This is a genomic window from Neobacillus sp. SAB-20_R2A (assembly GCF_049568635.1).
Lineage (GTDB): Bacteria > Bacillota > Bacilli > Bacillales > Cytobacillaceae > Neobacillus > Neobacillus citreus.
Genome location: NZ_CP145895.1, coordinates 5,237,980 through 5,253,560, shown reverse-complemented (window position 1 = coordinate 5,253,560; position 15,581 = coordinate 5,237,980). Strand labels below are relative to the sequence as shown.

Below are 15,581 nucleotides of genomic sequence, written 5' to 3'. Positions count from 1 at the left end.
AGAGATGAAATTTAAAGATATTTCCGTGCTGCTTGCGGTATTGCTGATTGTCGTTATGATGGTCATTCCATTGCCGCCATTTCTCTTAGATATTTTGCTTATTATCAATATCTCGTTATCGATCACGATTTTATTAGTAGGAATGAATACCAAAGAGCCTTTAGATTTCTCTATTTTTCCTTCTCTCTTACTGATCACGACTCTTTTTCGCTTGGCGTTGAATGTATCGACAACTAGGGCTATCTTGTCACATGGGCATGCAGGCCAAGTTGTCGCTACCTTCGGAGAGTTCGTCATCGGCGGGAATCCTGTGATCGGTTTTATCATCTTTTTAATTCTGATTATTATCCAGTTCCTCGTTATTACGAAAGGCTCCGAGCGGGTAGCAGAGGTAGCGGCGCGCTTTACCTTGGATGCGATGCCGGGAAAGCAGATGAGCATTGATGCCGATTTAAACGCCGGACTCATCAACGAGAAGGATGCCCGGGCCAGACGGGAGAAGGTCGGCCATGAAGCGGATTTCTACGGGGCCATGGACGGTGCCAGCAAATTCGTTAAAGGGGACGCCATCGCTGGAATCATTATTTTGTTTATCAACGTCATCGGCGGTTTCATCATCGGGATGACGATGATGGGAATGGATTTTTCCCAGGCCGCCAGCACGTTTACCCTGCTTTCTGTCGGGGACGGGCTTGTCAGCCAGATTCCGGCGCTGCTTATTTCGACGGCGACCGGTATTATCGTCACCCGCGCTGCCTCCGATGGCAACCTTGGCGATGACTTGACCCGCCAGCTATTTGCCTATCCGAAGCTGATTTATGTGGTAGCCGGTTGTATCGCCTTATTCGGTCTGGTGACGCCAATCGGTATCTTGTTGACCTGGAGCATTGCCGGTTTGCTTGCGTTTGCTGCTTATAAAATGCAAAAAGCGAAGGAAAAAGAGGAAGAAGCGCAGGAGGAGATCAGTGATACTCCTCCTGCGGAAGAAAATAGTCCGGAGAATGTGCTTAACCTTCTTCATGTCGATTCACTTGAATTTGAGTTTGGCTTAGGATTGATTCCATTAGCCGACACCTCCCAGGGAGGGGACATTTTGGATCGCGTGATTGCGATTCGTAAGCAGGTCGCATTGGAATTGGGGCTGGTCATTCCGATTATTCGGATTCGCGATAATGTCAATTTGGAGTCCAATGAGTATGTCATCAAATTAAAAGGAAACGAGATTGCTAGAGGGGAAATTTTTCTAAACCATTACCTGATGCTGTCGCCAGAGGATGAGGACCATGACATTATGGGAATTGAAACGACCGAGCCGACGTTTGGTCTGCCGGCTTTATGGATTCAGGAGGAGATGAAGAAGAAAGCGGAGATTTTCGGATTTACTGTTGTCGATGCTGCATCCGTTATTACTACCCATCTCGCGGAAACAATCAAGCGGTATGCCCACGAAATTTTGGGAAGAGAAGAGACAAAGCAGCTGCTTGATAAGGCGAAGGAACATTACCCATCCTTGGTGGAGGAATTGGTTCCGCAGCTGTTATCGGTCGGACAAGTTCAAAAGGTTTTGCAAAAGCTGTTAAAAGAAAAAATCTCCATCCGGAACCTGCCGGTTATTCTTGAGACGCTTGCCGACTGGGCCGTTTTCACAAAAAATCCGGACTTTTTGGCCGAATATGTGAGACAAGGACTCGCACGGCAAATTACCAGCCAATTGGCCGTCAATAAAATGATTCAAGTAATTACGGTGAATGCCAATGTGGAAAAGGTGATTTCCGAGAATGTTCAGGAAACGGAGCAAGGCGTGTATTTGACGCTGGACCCACAAACGATTCAGCAGCTTGTTCATGCCATTAATGATACTGTACAACAGGTGGTTAACGTGGGTATTCAGCCAATCATCTTGACTTCCCCGGCGATCCGGATGTATCTCAAACAAATTGTCGAGCGGATTAATGCCGATATGCCCGTTATATCGTTTAACGAGCTGGAATCTGATGTTGAAGTGCAAAATATTGGTGTCGTTCATTTTCAACATGCTGGAGTGGTTGCCTAATGAAGATTAAGAGATATATAGTCGATTCCCTGCCGCAGGCGATCCAGCTGATTCGCCAGGAGCTGGGAGAGAATGCCGTCATTCTAAACACGAAGGAAATCAAAACGGGCGGGTTTTTCGGTCTTTTTCAACGAAAGCAGTTAGAAGTGATTGCGGCTTCGGAGGTGGCAGAGAAGAAGGCTGAGGAGCTGCCGGTGCCAAAACAGCCGCAAGCGGAAGAATCGGAAGTGCTGAAACGGTTGGAGAATGTGGAGAAGCTGCTGGAGAATTTTTCGAAAAATGAAGCACTTGTGGAGTCTAAACAATCGGGCCAAAAGCTTCGGAAATGGCTTGCCAAGTTAGAGGAGCAGGAGGTTGACGAGGAAGTCATCCGTTTTATTGAAAAGAAAATCATCACACAATCCTCTTCGTTAGAGGAACTAACCGAACAACAAGTGGGGGAAATGGTCCAAGATGCCATAACGGGACTGTTTCAGGACGGTATCGCGTCGGAAGGGTTGGATTCTGAGGTCAACATGATTACGCTGATCGGCCCGACAGGGGTTGGCAAAACGACAACGATTGCGAAGCTCGCTTCCAGGCAGGTGTTATATCAGCGCAACAAAGTCGGCCTTTTAACCGCAGATACGTTTCGGATTGCGGCAGTGGAGCAGCTGCGGACCTACGCAAATATCTTAAATGTGCCGATTGAGGTCGCTGATAGTCCAGAACACGTGAAGCTTGCAATGGAGCGTCTAGAACATTGCCAGATGATTTTTATGGACTCAGCAGGCAGAAATTATCTGGAGGAGCAATATATCGAGGAAATGAAGGAGCTTCTCTCCAAAGCGTCCAAGCAGGAAAACCACCTTGTGCTCAGCATGACCACTAGATGGAAAGATATGAAGCAGATTGTGGAAAAGATGAAATCGCTGCAAATCGACAAGATCATCCTGACGAAGTGGGATGAAAGCACCTGTTTCGGGGCGGCCTTAAATTTGGTTTATCACTACCCCTACCCTTTATCTTTCCTTTGTTTGGGTCAGGGGGTTCCCGAGGACATCATGCTGGCAAAGGCGCAATATATGGCGAAAAAGATAATGGGAGTAGATGAACGTGCAGGATCAGGCGCAGAGACTGAGAGAATTGTATCAGCGTTTTAATGGCAGGGAGCAGAAACCAGCTGCTGAAGCGGCGATAAAGGCCCGTGATGGAGCAGCATCCGAAACGGCAATTTCCGCCCGGCGCGAAATAACTCCAATAACAGATGCAGTTCCACAACACGAAAAAGCAACAAAGGTCATATCCGTCACCAGCGGCAAGGGCGGGGTCGGCAAATCTAATTTTGCATTAAACTTTGCCCTCAGCCTGAGCGAATCCGGACAAAAGGTGGTCCTAATTGATTTCGATATTGGCATGGCGAATCTTGAAATTTTACTGGGAATGACCCCGAGGCACCATCTCATCGATATGGTGAAGGAGAAAAAGACCATCTGGGATGTCCTTGAAAAAGGCCCGAACGGACTAGAACTGATTTCCGGCGGGAGCGGTTTTGAGGGAATTTTGGATTTAAGCCATGATAATGCCGATTATTTATTTGCCGAACTTGGAAGGCTGCAGGGGTATGCCGACATTATCCTGTTTGATACAGGAGCGGGTCTTTCCAAGGAGTCGCAGCGCTGCCATCTGGCGGCGGATGAAATTATCCTAGTGACCACGCCGGAACCTACTGCCATTACAGACGCTTATTCAGTGATTAAAATTCTGCATAACCAGGACGCAAGTCTCAACGTTCGGTTAGTGGTCAACCGTGTCGTCAATTCCAAGGAAGGAATCGAGATTGCTGGCAGGGTACGGACAGTGACGAGACGATTTTTAAATAAAGAGATTGAGATTCTTGGGTTTATGCCGAATGATTCACTTGTATTTCAATCCGTTCTTGAGCAGACGCCATTTTACTTGAACTATCCGAAGTCGCAAGCGGCTAAGTGGATGAAGGACATGGTAAATATTTATTTGCATGGAGACGCCGGCAAATGCCAGGGCGCCACCGGAATCAAAGGGTTTATCCAAAAGATGTCTCAATTTGTGGTAAAAAAGTAAACAGTATCTAGGGGAGAGGAGGAGGTACCGTTGAAGCAGCAGCATGAAGAAGAGTTATTTAATCGCTATCTGCCATTGGTTTATAAAATCGTCAAAGCTATGAAAAGAAGCCTGCCCCGCCATGTTGAGGAAGATGAGCTTGTTTCGTTTGGAATGATGGGTCTATTAGATGCTTTCCGGAAATACAGCCAGCGTGACAATATCAAGTTTGAAACTTATGCGACCCAGCGAATTCGCGGCGAAATTTATGACGGACTGCGCCGAAACGACCCGCTGTCACGGACATTGCGGAAAAAAGAAAGAGAAGTTATGAAAGCCTTCGAAACATTAGAACAAACGCTGTTCAGGCAGCCAACCCTAAAAGAAGTCAGCGAATTTCTAAAGATGAGTGTGAAAGAGTGCAAGGATATACTTACGCAGGCTTCTTTTGAAAAACAAGCCTCTTTGGATGAGCCGGTTGAGAGTGGGGAGGAAACTGTTCTCAAAAGGGATTTTCTTTCCGATGATTCCGTTGTTGACCAGGCAAAGCAGGTAGAAGAGAAAGAGCGCAGCCAAATCCTCTCCTCCCTCATCGATGAGCTGCCCGAAAAGGAAAAAATAATCATGTCCCTTATTTACGAAGAAAACTTAAGCATGAGCGAAGTTGGCAGAATCCTCGGCCTACACAAATCACGAATCTCCCAACTCCACTTAAGAATAATAAAAAAGCTAAAACTAGCTTTTGAAAAGGAGTATAACTGATGCATGGGGACGGTTCTTGTGCCTCGTTGAGGCACAAGAACCGTCCCCATGCATCGATTTTTATATAAAAAATAGGATAAAAGACTCAACGCCGGATGAAAAACGGTCGTTAATAGTATTATTCATTTCATATAAAAATCGTAAATAAGGGGATTAGGTTACAATGGCTTTAAAAACGAAAGAGAAGGATTTCAGGGTCAACATCCATTTTCCGTTGGAATCTGAACTGACTCTTATTAATGTTGAAGCAAATTTGGAAAATGTCATCGTCATCGTCGAGAACGTAGGCCCAGGAGGGTTAAGGTTTATTTCAAACTTATACTTAAGGAATGACCAAGAAGTCATTTACTCCCTTAACTCAGATGTATTAGAAGACAAAATCCTCCTCCCGGGAACTGTCATCTGGAAAGAAGAACTGTCAAACGAGCTATACCAATACGGCGTCCACTTCAACACACCTGAAACCACACGTTCCTACCTGAACAAACTGCTAGGGGCCTAACTCCCACGCCATCAACGCAATAAAGCGCCGGGTTCCTGACCCGGCGCTTTATTGCGTTAAACTTGCTTAAAAAATAAGAGATGACGTAGAAACGTGTCGAAATTTGTGAATTGCTCTTATATAGGTAATTTTCTATAATAATAAGTAGAAATATGTCGATAGAACTATACGGAAGGGTCTTTATCCATATCCATTGTACTATATCTATTGAAAATTACCTACTTTTAGGGCGTGATACGTTGAAAACAGTACTAGTTCTTTTCCTATTTTATTATCCATTAGCTATGGGAGTAGTGTGGATTATTGGCAGTTTAATATATTTTGTAAAAAAAGAGCGAAATCAGGATTTTCCAAATTATCGTGATGAGGAATTACCATTTGTGTCTTTATTAATCCCTGCTTATAACGAGGAAAAAACAATTGAAGAAACCATAAACTATGCTTCACATTTGAATTATCCCCATTATGAGGTAATCGTCATCAATGATGGCAGTAAAGATCGAACACTTGAAATTCTAAAATCATTATTGCATATGAATCCAAAACTACGTGTCGTAAATGTTGTCGACAATAAAGGAAAGGCTAATGCCTTAAAACAGGGCGTTTTAGCTTCTAAAGGGGAGTTCATTGCAACCATTGATAGTGATGCCATCCTGGATAAGGATTCCCTAAGATATATTATCCCTCATTTTATCACCCCGCATAATGGGGAGAGGGTCGGTGCTGTAACCGGTAATCCTCGAATCAGAAATCGGTCAAGCTTGCTTTCTAAAATTCAACTAGTTGAATATTCCAGTATTATTGGGTTGATCAAAAGGACCCAAAGAATAATTGGAAAAGTGATGACCGTGTCCGGTGTTTTCGTTGTCTTTCGCAAAAAAGCATTGTTGGACTCTGGAATGTGGGATACCGATTTAATTACTGATGATATAGGCGTAACCTGGAAGCTGCAAAGAAGGTTTTGGGATGTGCGCTATGAACCAAGGGCACTTTGTTGGATGCTGGTCCCCGAGACAATCAAGGGAATATGTAAACAGCGTCTAAGATGGACACAGGGTGGAATTGAAGTTATTTTGCGTCATCGGGACATCTTTTTAGACTGGCGGCAGAGAAGGCTTTATCCAATCTATATTGAACAAGTGTTAAGTATCCTATGGTCCGTTATTTGGTTTATTTCGGCTATTATTTTTTTATACCGAGCTATTTTTCATCAAAATAATTTAATCCCTATCATGTGGATTGGAAATTATCTCTCCATTATTTGTTTGCTGCAATTTCTGGTTGCTCTCTTTATTGAAAGCAGGTACGAGAAAAGGATATTAACCTATTTGTTGTGGGGCATTTGGTACCCGATCATTTATTGGCATATCAATGCATTGTTAGTCATCATGGCACTGCCTAAAGGAATTAAAATTTTAAAAGAGAATAAAAGTGAATTTGCAACCTGGGAAAGTCCAGATCGCGGACTTCACTTATAAAGAAGAAAGGAGAAGCCCATGATTATTCATATAAATAGGTCTAAAGCAAGAAAGTGCTTTGATATTCTATTAACGATTTTTGGCTGGTTTTTTCTTTTAATATTTCTTTATTATTTTATAATCCACTTTGGTTCGGAATTTAGTCTAAGATTTTATTGGTTGAGTATTTCCAATGCTAACGCTATTGTGAACTTTACCATTTTGTACAGTGTATTAATTACGTTGTCATTACTATGGTGGAGTACCTATAATAAATGGAAATATGGTTCCCTCAATAGGAGGGCTTTTCCTCAGCCTGCCCATAATCATGAGATTGCTTACTATTTCCAATTAACCGAGGAAGAGATTGAACGGGTTCAAAATGATAAGTATGTTGAGGTTCGTTAATTTTAGTTTCATAGAGTTGTTAAACTGGAGAAAAGGACCGTTCATGAAACGGTCCTTTTCCTTTATTAATGCGCACTTTGTACAAGTGGATTCGTCTTCAGTTTTGTAAAAACGATGAAGCGCTGTGGTGCGTTTCCGATAAAATGAAATGGATAGCACGTCGTTAACGTTAGTGTTTCGTAATCGGTTGGAACCGCTATGGTTTCATCTGCCGCGTCGACGATTTTAAACTCGGTCGTTTCGTAGATAAAATCGCCGTATGGGGTCGTGAACGTAATTTCATCCCCGACTTTTAAGTTTTCCAGTTTTCTAAAAACAGTGTCCCGGTGGCCGCTTAAAATCACGTGGCCGCCCTGGCCAGGAAGCGTACTTCCCGCCATATGGCCAACCCCCATTTTCAGTTCGTTGTCATGTGTTCCTTGAACAACAGGATAACTTAAATTAAGAGAAGAAATGGATAGTTCTCCTAATTTTGAACCCGGTTCCGGCAGGGTTGACCATGCCTCCGTGTTAAATTTCCTGGCGTTTTGCTCAGGCTTGTAAGGCTTGATGACGGTTTTCGCTAATAGAGCCGTTTCCTTTGTCATTTCCCAGCCGAAGAATCCAATCGTTGCTGCCCCTGCGATGATGAGTAATGCGGGAATTCCAAGTAAAATCCATTTCACTCTATTTTTCTTTTTTTTCCTGGAGGATTTCATAGATTAAGCTTGACTCTCCATTCTGCGGATCGTTCTCATAGCAGGTACAAAAGCAATTCCGCCTAAAACAATTAAGAGACCGCCAATCGCCATGCCAAATGGAAGATCTGTAGCTGTTTCTGGTAATTGAGAAGCCGGCATTGGAACAAACTTACCAGATGCTTCAAGGCTTTTCTTCGCTTCAACTGCTGTTTTCAGTGCAACAAGCTTCGTGTTTAAAGCAGATGCAGTGAAATCAGATAGTTTTGGATCAATCACGGCTAATAGGTTGCCATTAAGGTCTTTAACCTGAATGTTTAAAGTCTTGGCATCTTCCAGTTTAAGCTTGCTGAGATCAATGGCGTTGCCATTTTTATCAACAAAAGCTACTTGTAAATGGGCTTTTTGGGCGCTGTCTAAAAATAGACGGCCAACCTCTGCACGGTCGGCATTTGAAAGGTTTTCAGGTGATGAAACCGACTGTAATTTTGCTGCAGCTTGTTCAGCATTCTTCACAATATCATTGAATTCGCTGTCTGTAAGATTAACAGATTGCAGATAAGCATATAAATAGTCTACTTGATTCAAACCTAATGCCTTCAATGAATCTACCAATTTTTGAGCGGAGTCTGTTGTAGCAGCAGATGCTTCGGTCAATGCAATAGGGCTAAATGCAGACAAAGAAAGTCCTAAAGCCGCAACAATTGCTCCTTTTTTCCAAACATTATGTACCATTATCCTATCATTCCTTTACAAAACATTATGATAATATTAACATATTTCGCCATAATAATCCATTTGTCCCATATTAATTTTTTGTAAGAACTAAGATTTATGCGGATGGGTGTCGAAAGTCCATCCTCATTTCATATTTGTTCGATTATTTTATTTTGGAGTAGAATGGAATAAATAGGATTAGCTTGAAAGGTGGCGTGAAAATTTGAGGAAAACAGTTTATGTAACGAAGAGGCTGCCGGATGAAGTATTGGCAAAGCTTTCGGGCCAGTTTGAGTTACGAATGTGGGGAGAAGAAGAAACCCCTGTCCCAAGGGAGATTTTATTGAAGGAAGTAGCAGAAGTTGATGGCCTTTATTGTTTTATCACGGACACAATCGACAAAGAGGTTTTCGCACAGGCTAAAAAGCTTAAAATGGTCAGCACCTGCTCGGTTGGCTACAACCATATTGATGTCCAAGCTGCAGTTGAAAAGGGTGTCAAGGTGGGTTATACACCCGGTGTCTTGACTGAAACGACTGCCGATCTAACGTTTGCCTTACTGATGGCCACAGCGCGAAGGGTTGTGGAGGCTTCGGACATATTACATAACGGTAAGTGGGGGTCATGGTCACTTATGCAGATGACCGGTCAGGACATTTTCGGCGCTACTATCGGAATTATCGGCCTGGGACGGATTGGCGAAGCCCTTGTGAAACGGGCAAAGGGCTTTGATATGAAGGTTCTTTACAACAGCCGGTCGCGAAAGCCGGAAAAAGAGGAAGAGTTGGGTATCGAGTATGTTGACCTCAAGAGTTTGCTACAGCAATCTGATTTTGTCTGTCTCATGCTTCCATATAGCGCAGAGGTGCATCACCTCATTGGCAGTGAAGAATTAGCTCTGATGAAAAAGAACGCGATTCTAATAAACACGGCTAGGGGCGGGATTGTCGATGAGGACGCCTTGTACCATGCCCTGAAAAACGGCGTTATCTGGGGTGCCGGGCTCGATGTTTTTGAGCAGGAGCCGGTTTCGCTCGATAACCCTTTATTAACCCTGCCTAACGTAGTAACGCTCCCGCACATTGGCAGCGCCAGCGTCCAAACGCGACTGGGGATGGCCCATATGGCGGCTGATAATTTAATTCATGTGTTAAATGGGAATGTGGAAAAAGCGAACGTTGTCGGGAATTAATTTGAAAAAAGGAGGACCTTACACGGATCCTCCTTTTCTCTATTCTAAAGTATATACACTTTTGTTTTGCGCCTTATAGTTGAATTTATTTTTATACATCTCCTGATCGGCGAATTCCAGGATTTCATCAAGAGTAACCGGAGTACCCGGCTTATAGTGGTAAAACCCATGGCTGGCGGAAATTTTGTACGGCTTCTGTCCAGCATCGTTAATGTTCTTGAACGCATCCTCGATATTCATCCAAACCTGCTCGACATTTGCTATTTCTTTTTCAAAAAATACAATGATGAATTCGTCACCACCAAGACGAAACAGGAAATCGTCGCACTGGATATGACGTTCAATCGTTTCGCAGCATGTCCTGATCAAATCGTCACCTATTGCATGTCCTAAGTGGTCATTGACCTTTTTTAATCCATTAATATCAATGAAGAATAGGATGAACTCACGAGCAGTGGGGCCGGCACTTAACTCATGCCTTAAAAGTTCGATTCCGCTGCGGCGGTTCCGCACCCCTGTCAGGACATCGATGGAGGCGTGCTCCATAAGCTCCTGTTCCTTTTTCTTAATGTCGGTAATATCGGTAGTGTCAATGAGAACGCAGGTTTCATCATGATAATCCACCAACTCAAAATGCAAAAGCGACCATTTCTTTTGACCGGGAGCAAGCTGCTGCTCTGTCACGTAGTTTTTGACACTATTCTCCTCATACAACCGTTTCATAATATCTTGTTTTTCAGCGGGATTGCCAAACAAGAAACCGGCATCGAGAGCCGCTAATTCTTTTCCCTCCAGTTGATAGTAGTGGATAGCTTGCTGATTGACCAACTGGATTTCGTTGTCCAGATTAATAAGGATCAAAGGATTTGGATTCCGCTGGAACAAGCGGCGGAAGCTTTCTTCATTTTTGGTTAACTTCCTCTTGTTAAAAAAATCACTTTTTCGAAATCTGTAAAAGGTTAGAGCAATTGTAAACGCGATTACGGCGGCACCGGTTGAATTGACAAGATTTAACACGAAAGAATAATTAATTTTTCCCAAAAAGGACAGTCCGGCGATAGAGATGAGATGAGCGCCGAGCATCATCATGAGCATGTGCTTTGGCCGGATGGGAAAAATAATCGCAGCCGCAAATAAAATAATCAGATAGGCGTAGATGTTTCCAGTGTTCAGCTGGCTGTTAATGGATGACACGGCTCCAATCAGCAGATACAGCGAAATATAAGAATTTACAATGAAGCTTTTGGAAACCGTGTGGCGCTTACTGTGCCGGTATAGCATGATGAATACAAGGGAGATGGCCAGACCAAATAGATGCACCACTTTAAGGGTCCATTTAAAGGCAGGCTGATTGAGATTTTGCAAAAAGAAAAAGTCAACAATAAAAAAGCATGGATAGGTAAAGATGAGCATATAGGAAACGAGCTTTAATCTCTCAAAGAGGATGTCGTAGTTTGATTGTTGGAACTCGCGGTCAGGAACGGAATTCTTTTGCAGTTTTATAGTATGTTTCTTCAAGTCTATCATCCTTTTTCCGCCAAAATCCGTTTTTTTCAATGTAGTGTAACATAGGTAGTGAAGCCTGTCCACGTAACATTTAAACCATTTTTAAGAACCATTTCATTTAAAAAATGCCATTTTCAGAGTATTATGGATTTAGTACATATTTTTCAAAAATAAATAGGAATGGAGTGAATGAAATGAAGGCAGTTGTGCATGCGGACAAGGCTGGTTTTGAGGGACTGGCTGTTCGTGAAATGGAAGAATTGAAGCCAGGAGTTGGTGAGGTACGGGTTAAGCTAAAAACGGCAGGCCTTAATCATCGTGATTTGTTCGTGCTGGTGCGCCATAAGCCGACTGACCCGCCGCTCATCATCGGATCGGACGGCGCCGGTGTGGTTGATGCGATCGGTGAGGGAGTTGTTGATGTCAGGGTCGGCGATGAGGTGCTGGTCAACCCGAGCCTTGGCTGGAAGGAAAAGAGCGATGCACCGCCGGCTGGGTTTGAAATTCTTGGTCTTCCATTCCATGGAACCTTTGCTGAGCAGGTAGTCGTTCCTGCCGATAACGTTGCTTTGAAACCTGGCTATTTAAGCTGGGAAGAGGCAGGTGTGCTATCATTAGCGGCGCTGACAGCCTACCGAGCTTTATTTACACAGGGCCAGGTGCGCGAAGGGATGAAGGTATTGATCCCCGGCATCGGCAGCGGAGTTGCGACTCTATTACTGCAGTTTGCCAAAGCGGCAGGGGCGGTTGTGTATGTGACTTCCCGTTCGTTAGAAAAATGTCAGAAGGCATTAGAGCTTGGTGCGGATAGGGCGTTTGACAGCAATGAAGACTGGGAGCAGGCGCTTGGCGGTGAAAAAATGGATCTTGTCATCGAATGCGTCGGTGCGGCAACCTTTAATAAGTCATTGAAGCAGCTCCGCCCGGGTGGAACGATTGTTACTTTTGGAGCTTCGGCGGGTGACGTCGTCGAATTCAACCTGCGCGACTTTTTCTACGGCCAGTATAAGTTGCTTGGAACCACATTGGGGAGCGGCGAGGAATACAAGGAAATGCTTGAGTTTGTGACGAAGCATGAAATTAAGCCAGTTGTTGACCGGATGTACTCATTAAAGGAGTTCGGCTCGGCATTCGAGCGGATGGAAAAGGCGGAGCAGTTAGGCAAGATTGGGTTTTATATTGGATAATATTTTAGTAAAGTGCCTGGTACCAGCTTTTTGTGCGGTAGCAGGCGTTTTTTTTGAAAATATAATACCTGATTTGGAGCGTCTAAAGGGGTTGGCGGATAACATCTTAAAGTCGGCGGATATTTTATAAAGTTTGGCGGATATTATCGAGAAAATGGCGGATAACCCGAAGAGTTAGGCGGATACCTCTTGGAAATCAGCGGATTCTTAATCAGTAGGATCATAACATTCCATCAAAAGAAAGAACGGGTCCAAGAACCCGTCCCATTAACTATTTAACAACAGCCCCAACTCTACGCTCCACAAACCGCTGAATTCGCTTTAAAGCTTCCTGCAGCTGTTCCATCGAAGTAGCATAGGAGCAGCGGATATACCCTTCGCCACTTTCCCCGAAAGCATTGCCCGGTACAACAGCGACTTTTTCTTCCAACAACAGTTCCTCGGCAAACTGCTCGGAACTCAGGCCGGTCGCCTTGATTGATGGGAACACATAAAAGGCCCCGCCTGGAATATGGCAGTCCAGACCGATATTGTTCAACGTGTCCACTACATAATTACGGCGGCGGCGATAGCTGTTTCGCATCGCTTCAACCTCATGGTATGTGTTGCGCAGTGCCTCAATGGCCCCGTGCTGAAGCATATGCGGTGCACACATGGTTGTGTATTGGTGAATTTTTAGCATATGCCCGACAAACTCAGCAGGAGCTGCCAAGAATCCCAGCCTCCAGCCTGTCATTGCAAAGCCTTTGGAAAAACCATTTATTAAAATCGTCCGCTCATACATGCCTTCAATCGCAGCGAAGCTTGTAAATTCCTCGTCATAGGTTAGTTCCGCATAAATTTCATCGGAAACGACAAGCAGGTCATGTTTTACGATCGTCGCGGCGATTTCCTTCAAATCTTTACGCGTTAAAGCCGTACCGGTTGGATTGTTTGGCGAACAGATTAAAATAGCTTTCGTTTTTTCCGTGATCGCCGCTTCAATTTGCTCGGCCGTGATCTTAAAGCCGTTTTCAGGTGAGGTGGATACAGGGATTGGTGTCCCGCCCGCCAATGCCACCAATGGTGCGTAAGAAACGAACGACGGTTCTACGATAAGGACTTCATCGCCAGGGTTTACAATTGCCCGAAAGGCAATGTCGATTGCCTCGCTCGCCCCAACAGTGACGATAATTTGGTTTACGGGATTATATTCCACGTTAAAGCCTCTCTGTAGATAGGCTGCAATTTCCTCACGCAGCTCCAGCAAGCCAGCGTTTGCTGTATAGGAGGTGAAGCCTTGTTCGATGGATAATATCGTTGCTTCACGCACGTTCCAAGGAGTGATGAAATCCGGTTCTCCGACACCTAGCGAAATAACGCCCTCCATGCCGGCGGCCAAATCGAAAAATTTCCGTATTGCTGATGGCTTAAGTTCTCTAGCTGTATTTGACAGATATTTCGAAATGTCATTACTCATGGTGTAACCACCATTCTGCGGTCTTTTTCGTCGCCGCTGTCAAAACAAACGCCATCATGCTTGTATTTTTTCAACATGAAATGAGTGGTTGTAGAAACAACACTTTCAATTGGCGATAATTTTGCCGAAACAAAGGAAGCGACTTCGTGCATTGTTCTTCCTTCGACAGTAATGGATAAATCGTAGGCACCTGACATCAGATACAAGGATGATACCTCAGGAAAACGGGCGATTCTTTGAGCTACTTCGTCAAATCCTACCCCGCGCTTTGGTGTGACCTTTACGTCAATCATGGCAATAGTATGTTCCTGCCCCTCAACCTTGCTCCAGTTGATCAATGTTGGGTAGCTCATGATGACTTTTTGCTCTTCCAGCTTTTTGATCGTTTCGCGGACTTTCTCCTCGCTGCTCATGACCATGGACGCGATGGTCGCCGTTGAAATTTTGTGGTTTTCTTCAATGATTTTTAGAATTTCAATTTCTTCACTATTAAGCTTCATAAGGGGGTACCTCCTAAACTAGCTAAACTTAAAAAATCCTACCTATGATTTTAATCCTTCTCTGCATGAAAGTCACTCCCAAATACTGTTATACAACAAATATATTGTGCTAGCACAAAAAAAGCCCACTTCAAAAAGCGGGCTGCCTGTTCTTATTAAATTACTTGCTTATTCCACTGAAATGAACACATCCGGAAATCCGGCATTTTTAATGGCGTTCATCCGTTCTTCGGCATTTTCGCGGCTTGAGAAGGCCCCGGCCTGAGCCCGGTACCAAGTTGTTCCGCTAATCACAACGGTAACAACGAACGCCTCAAAACCCTTTGAGTGCAGCAATGCCACCTGCTTGTCCGCATTTTCTTGGGACTGGAACGAGCCGGCGATTACTTTGTAAAGTGTGCTGGTGCTGGGCGGTGGGGCAGGGGCTGATTTTGCCTGTAAATTAAAAGCCTTGGCAAGCCCGTTTGCATGGCCTTGAGCGACATCTTGGCGCCACGATGACTGTTTCATTAGCGCAGCATCATGCGCATTCGTAATAAAGCCGTTTTCCGATAGCATTGCCGGCATGGCCGATTCGCGGAGGACATGGAAGTTGGCCTTTTTCATTCCGCGGTCAAATAGTTGGTTCATTTTTACGACTTCCCCATGGATGATTTCGCGGTACTTTGCCGTTTGCGAGGAATCTGACAGGCCGTTATAAATATAATCCTCATATCCTTGGGCAGCGCGTGAAGCGGAATTAATGTGGATCGACAAATAATAATCGGCCCCCCAGGCATTTGCCTCGTTCGTCCTTGCCTTCAAGCCTTTCGAGATATCGCCTTCCCGGCTCATTTTTACTTCAACATTTTCAAATTGATTGATTAAAATGCTGCGCAGTCTAAGCGAGATATCGAGCGTCACATCCTTCTCATTCAATCCATTGCCTTGGGCACCCGGATCGGTACCGCCATGGCCTGGATCAAGATAAATCTTCATTTCATCACCTCCAATCTGATTCACCTATATCTTATGAAAAAAGGTTGGACAAGGTTCGGGCCGGTGTCTGCCAGCTGTTTACCCTCTCCATCTTTTATTTATAAAAAAAGCCCCCAAAAGGG

15 protein-coding genes are annotated in these 15,581 nt (G+C 44.3%); 9 read left to right on the top strand and 6 right to left on the bottom strand.

The window, feature by feature from the left end; all coding sequences use genetic code 11:
- Window positions 1-4: 4 nt before the first annotated feature.
- The 7 genes from flhA (at window position 5) to pgaD (ending at window position 7,243) form a co-directional block, all read left to right on the top strand.
- Entirely contained in the window at window positions 5-2,053 is a 2,049-nt protein-coding gene (gene flhA, locus V5M37_RS25855; RefSeq protein WP_423799748.1) for a flagellar biosynthesis protein FlhA, read from the top strand.
- Window positions 2,053-3,195, top strand: a complete 1,143-nt coding sequence (locus V5M37_RS25850; protein ID WP_423799747.1) for an AAA family ATPase — start codon at window positions 2,053-2,055, stop codon at window positions 3,193-3,195. Before flhA ends, V5M37_RS25850 begins: the two co-directional genes overlap by 1 nt.
- On the top strand, window positions 3,149-4,135 hold the full coding sequence (locus V5M37_RS25845) for a MinD/ParA family protein (protein WP_423799746.1): 987 nt from the start codon (window positions 3,149-3,151) through the stop codon (window positions 4,133-4,135). Before V5M37_RS25850 ends, V5M37_RS25845 begins: the two co-directional genes overlap by 47 nt.
- A gap of 30 nt (window positions 4,136-4,165) precedes the next feature.
- A complete protein-coding gene (locus V5M37_RS25840; protein ID WP_378585877.1) occupies window positions 4,166-4,876 on the top strand; it encodes a FliA/WhiG family RNA polymerase sigma factor in 711 nt (236 codons plus the stop codon).
- 163 nt (window positions 4,877-5,039) lie between these two features.
- A complete protein-coding gene (locus V5M37_RS25835; RefSeq protein WP_423799745.1) occupies window positions 5,040-5,378 on the top strand; it encodes a PilZ domain-containing protein in 339 nt (112 codons plus the stop codon).
- A 239-nt stretch (window positions 5,379-5,617) separates the two neighbouring features.
- Complete coding sequence (gene pgaC, locus V5M37_RS25830) at window positions 5,618-6,856, top strand: poly-beta-1,6-N-acetyl-D-glucosamine synthase (RefSeq protein ID WP_423799744.1); 1,239 nt, start codon at window positions 5,618-5,620, stop codon at window positions 6,854-6,856.
- A gap of 18 nt (window positions 6,857-6,874) precedes the next feature.
- Window positions 6,875-7,243, top strand: a complete 369-nt coding sequence (gene pgaD / locus V5M37_RS25825) for a poly-beta-1,6-N-acetyl-D-glucosamine biosynthesis protein PgaD (protein ID WP_423799743.1) — start codon at window positions 6,875-6,877, stop codon at window positions 7,241-7,243.
- Window positions 7,244-7,308: 65 nt separating this feature from the next.
- On the opposite strand, the gene V5M37_RS25820 is transcribed toward pgaD, so the two are convergent.
- Window positions 7,309-7,941, bottom strand: a complete 633-nt coding sequence (locus V5M37_RS25820; RefSeq protein WP_423799742.1) for a class D sortase — start codon at window positions 7,939-7,941, stop codon at window positions 7,309-7,311.
- Between the two features lie 3 nt (window positions 7,942-7,944).
- Window positions 7,945-8,655 (bottom strand): cell wall anchor protein, encoded by a 711-nt coding sequence (locus tag V5M37_RS25815; protein ID WP_423799741.1) that lies wholly within the window; start codon window positions 8,653-8,655, stop codon window positions 7,945-7,947.
- A gap of 205 nt (window positions 8,656-8,860) precedes the next feature.
- Here V5M37_RS25815 and V5M37_RS25810 point away from each other — a divergent pair, with 205 nt between their 5' ends.
- Window positions 8,861-9,829, top strand: a complete 969-nt coding sequence (locus tag V5M37_RS25810; RefSeq protein ID WP_423799740.1) for a 2-hydroxyacid dehydrogenase — start codon at window positions 8,861-8,863, stop codon at window positions 9,827-9,829.
- Between the two features lie 39 nt (window positions 9,830-9,868).
- Here V5M37_RS25810 and V5M37_RS25805 read toward each other — a convergent pair whose 3' ends face one another.
- The gene (locus V5M37_RS25805; protein ID WP_423799739.1) at window positions 9,869-11,347 is read right to left on the bottom strand and encodes a GGDEF domain-containing protein; all 1,479 of its coding nucleotides are present in this window, start codon (window positions 11,345-11,347) and stop codon (window positions 9,869-9,871) included.
- Window positions 11,348-11,529: 182 nt separating this feature from the next.
- On the opposite strand from V5M37_RS25805, the gene V5M37_RS25800 reads away from it, so the two are divergent.
- Window positions 11,530-12,522 carry a zinc-binding dehydrogenase gene (locus tag V5M37_RS25800; RefSeq protein ID WP_423799738.1) on the top strand — a complete coding sequence of 331 codons (993 nt, stop codon included), beginning with the start codon at window positions 11,530-11,532 and terminating at the stop codon, window positions 12,520-12,522.
- A 271-nt stretch (window positions 12,523-12,793) separates the two neighbouring features.
- On the opposite strand, the gene V5M37_RS25795 is transcribed toward V5M37_RS25800, so the two are convergent.
- From V5M37_RS25795 to V5M37_RS25785, 3 genes are all read right to left on the bottom strand, one after another.
- A complete protein-coding gene (locus tag V5M37_RS25795; RefSeq protein WP_423799737.1) occupies window positions 12,794-13,981 on the bottom strand; it encodes an aminotransferase in 1,188 nt (395 codons plus the stop codon).
- Entirely contained in the window at window positions 13,978-14,481 is a 504-nt protein-coding gene (locus V5M37_RS25790) for an Lrp/AsnC family transcriptional regulator (protein WP_378583416.1), read from the bottom strand. Before V5M37_RS25790 ends, V5M37_RS25795 begins: the two co-directional genes overlap by 4 nt.
- A 168-nt stretch (window positions 14,482-14,649) precedes the next feature.
- Window positions 14,650-15,459, bottom strand: a complete 810-nt coding sequence (locus V5M37_RS25785) for an N-acetylmuramoyl-L-alanine amidase (RefSeq protein WP_423799736.1) — start codon at window positions 15,457-15,459, stop codon at window positions 14,650-14,652.
- Window positions 15,460-15,581: the final 122 nt, after the last annotated feature.